This is a genomic window from Bacteroides reticulotermitis JCM 10512, from assembly GCF_000517545.1.
GTDB lineage: Bacteria > Bacteroidota > Bacteroidia > Bacteroidales > Bacteroidaceae > Bacteroides > Bacteroides reticulotermitis.
Genome location: NZ_BAIV01000068.1, coordinates 1 through 3458 on the forward strand (window position 1 = coordinate 1; position 3458 = coordinate 3458).

At 39.0% G+C, this 3458-nt stretch carries 3 protein-coding genes; all 3 read right to left on the minus strand.

What is annotated here, in order from left to right; genetic code table 11:
- Positions 1–91 precede the first annotated feature (91 nt).
- The 3 genes from JCM10512_RS20825 to JCM10512_RS20835 are packed head-to-tail and all read right to left on the minus strand — an operon-like array spanning position 92 to position 3317.
- Complete coding sequence (locus JCM10512_RS20825) at positions 92–1102, minus strand: tyrosine-type recombinase/integrase (protein ID WP_044165843.1); 1011 nt, start codon at positions 1100–1102, stop codon at positions 92–94.
- On the minus strand, positions 1099–2097 hold the full coding sequence (locus tag JCM10512_RS20830) for a tyrosine-type recombinase/integrase (RefSeq protein WP_044165844.1): 999 nt from the start codon (positions 2095–2097) through the stop codon (positions 1099–1101). Before JCM10512_RS20830 ends, JCM10512_RS20825 begins: the two co-directional genes overlap by 4 nt.
- Positions 2094–3317 (minus strand): site-specific integrase, encoded by a 1224-nt coding sequence (locus JCM10512_RS20835; protein ID WP_044165846.1) that lies wholly within the window; start codon positions 3315–3317, stop codon positions 2094–2096. The genes JCM10512_RS20830 and JCM10512_RS20835 overlap by 4 nt, the downstream gene beginning before the upstream one ends.
- Between the last annotated feature and the right edge of the window lie 141 nt (positions 3318–3458).

The following is a 3458-nucleotide window of genomic DNA, read 5'->3' on the forward strand; positions in this document are numbered from 1 at the left end:
GCCCCATTATGCAAAGCGTATGCTAATGCGTAGTGCCCTTGATAACTATTTAGCTTTTAATAATATATCATATAGACACTACGCATAATAATTAGAGGTTTTTGAGAAAGTCTATTAGACTTTTATCTTCATTCCAATCAGGCATTTCTTCATTAGAAATCCTTTCAGGGAATGCGCTTTCAAGAATTTTCCTTTTCGTCTCTATATCAAGCCGCGCATAGATTTCTGTTGTCTGTATTGACACATGCCCTAACCAGTCCCTGATAATAACCATATTATATCCCCCTTGTAAAAGATGCATCGCTTTGCTATGCCGCAATATATGAGGGGTTATTTTTTCAGGTATAAGAATGCCATCCACTTTTGAAGCATACTTATTTAGGATATGGGTTATTCCTCCACGAGACAAAGGCTGTCGACGTTGATTAAAAAACAGAGGGTGATCCAATAAATGAACCCCTGTCAATTTTTTCTCCTTGATATAGCCAGACAGGAGATTGATGGTGTTCCCAACGATTGGAATCTCCCGTGTTTTTCTGCCTTTTCCGGTCAAAGTAACGATTGATGGAGATTCTAACCTTATGTCCCGGATTCTAAGGTCACAAATTTCTTGGACTCTTGCCCCTGTGTCATATAAAAGACTGAGAAGTACGACATCTCTTCGCTCTCTTTCATTGTGTAGATTAGGCACACGAAGTAATGCACTGATTTGTTCAATCGTAAGATACTTCAAAATAGGTTTAGTTTCTTTTTTGAATGGTATTAAAAGTATCTTCTGACATACCAAGAGTCGTTTTGGGTCCTGTGTCTGCAAATAGCGAAAGAAGGAATGGATGGCGGCAAGACGATTGTTCCTTGTGGCATTGGAACAATGACGGTCAGTTTGAAGCCATTCAAGATAATGGAAGATTGACCGGTCATCAATTATTTTCAAAGTCAATTTTTCCGGCGGAATGGAAAGTCGCTCATTAAAAAATATTACCATTAAACGAAATGTGTCGCTATAAGAGGATACGGTATTCTTGCTCAAGTTTCGACATCCACATAAGAAGTCGTTAAAATAGTGAGCTAAATGATATGCAAAATCAGTAGGATTCTTCATGGTTGCCCTCCTTTCTGAGATAATACTGTTGGAATGATGAAGCTTACTTTCTCTTCAAGGCTTGCCCGAATGTCCTGCGCCATGTCGGTTGAGAAATGAAGATAATAAGCCGTGTCCTTGAATTGGGCATGCCCCATGAAAGCCTGAAGTACAGGAAGGTAGGCATGAGTATTTTTCCCTTGTTTCATCCATTTGCGGAGACAGTTTACTGCAAAGGTGTGGCGTAAAGAGTGTACATTTGGAGCACCTCGTTCTCCGATTTTTGTTTTATCGCAATGGGAAATACCGGCACTCCAAAGAAACCTTCGGAAATTACGATTAACATTTCCTACTGTCATCGGCTCTCCATGCAGACCGGGGAAGAACCAATCATCCTGCCTTGATGTGGCATGAATAATAAGGCTGTATTCATTGAATAGTGAACGCAGTTCGGGAGACAATGGCACTTGCCTGTGTTTGCCAAACTTGGTTCTGACCAAAGTAATTATCCCATCCTTTAAGTTCACATCTTCCAGTTTCATCAACCGTGCTTCTGATACTCGAAGCCCGCAACAGTAAAGTAGACGGAAGAAAACAGGAAGAACTATATGGCGCAATGGAACTTCGTAGCAAAATTTACAAGTGTTATCAATTGCCGCAAAAAATCTTTTCAGTTCTTCGTCTCCGAATATATATGGTGTGTACTTGGTCTTCTTTGGAAGCATCCCTTTTGGAAGAATATAGGCATGTTCACCTTTTCGGATAATAAACTTCGCAAGTTCATTTATTGGAGAAACACGAGATTCAAGAGTTGCCGGATGTTCTCCTTTACGCAGAATTGCCCACTGTGTTACGATATCCTTGTCAAGAGCTGTGGCACCAGGGAAATTTTCAATACAAAAGGCATCAAATCGCTTCAACATCTTTTCTTGACAGAGATACTTATATCCCATAGCATGTTTTTGTTCAATGAGTTCGTTGATGTACTCAGAGAAATGTGATGTGAATGTGTTCATAGGTCAGCTATATTTAGTGGACACTCGCTCAATAATCCAAGACTGCTCTTGAGATATATCGTAGTGGTATCTGTATTTACATGACCCATAAGTTGGGCAATATCTTCAATCGGAACATGCTTTTCCATAAGAGATGTAGCATAAGTATGGCGCAGTGAATGCATCCCGTATTTGCTGTTTTTTGGAACTGAAACATGAGCCATTTTCATGTATTTCTTTATCATGTCATCAAAACTGGCAGCACAAGCGAATGGCTTGATTGGAGCCACATGTCTGACAAAAACATTCTTATGCTCACACTCCGGGCGACCATTTTTTACATAGTCTATTATTGCCCATCCCACATCTGATAATAGGGGAAAGCTTGCTGTCTGACAGGTTTTACTTTGAATGATGTCAATTCGCCGCTCATTCCAATTAATATCAGAGAATTGAAGTTGCCGTATGTCGACACTTCTCATTCCTAATAGGCAGGCAAGTAAGAAAATTGCATAATTCCGTTTCCCTGCCGGACTACCTCTATCTATAACAGCGAACATTTTTTGGAGTATGTCGCTCTCCCATATTGAAGGAATATGAGCCTTTTGTGGCACTTTTATTTTCGGGAGGTTGCCAGAGAAATCTGTTTTAAGGATGTTTTCTGAAAAAAGAAAGCGAAGGAAAGACCTTATGCCGCATAATGTGAACTCAACCATCTTGGGGCTATATCCTAATAAGGTTTTCACAAAATCCTCAATAACTTTATGATTAAGTTCTTTGATAGTAACGGTTCGTGATTCAGCGAAAAAAAGAAGTTTTTTCGCTGAACGACTATAGCCATCCCATGTATAACGAGCGTAGCCGGAAGAGATGCAATAAGCATGAAATGAAGAAAGAATCTCATTATGGATTTTTTCCTGCATGGGTTTCTTTTTCAATCTGCGATGATTGGAGACTGAGCCATATAACTGATATTCGCTGAGCATTTGAATTGAGTGATAGTATGTTTTAGAAATACTATTCAACTCTCCTTTCTCCTGTTTGGCAAAGAAATCGTATTTTTCATCAAGATACGCCATCGCCATTTCCAGAGAAAAATACTCTTCACCCTTGCTTTCAAAGAATGCAGTTAGCTTAGACCAGATTTTTCGATACAATTGCAAGGTTTTATCCTTGTAATGCAGTCTGATAAGTTCTTTCTCTAAAAGAATTACCAGTTCTTTAAAATTTACTTGTAACATAATATAATTATTTTGATTCACTCTTATTATAAAGAATCATCTTGTGAACTCAAAATATTATGCACAGCTTTTTAGACAAACAGGTCTGATCCCTTGCCCTTTACAGTAAACACTACGCATTAGCATACGCTTTGCATAATG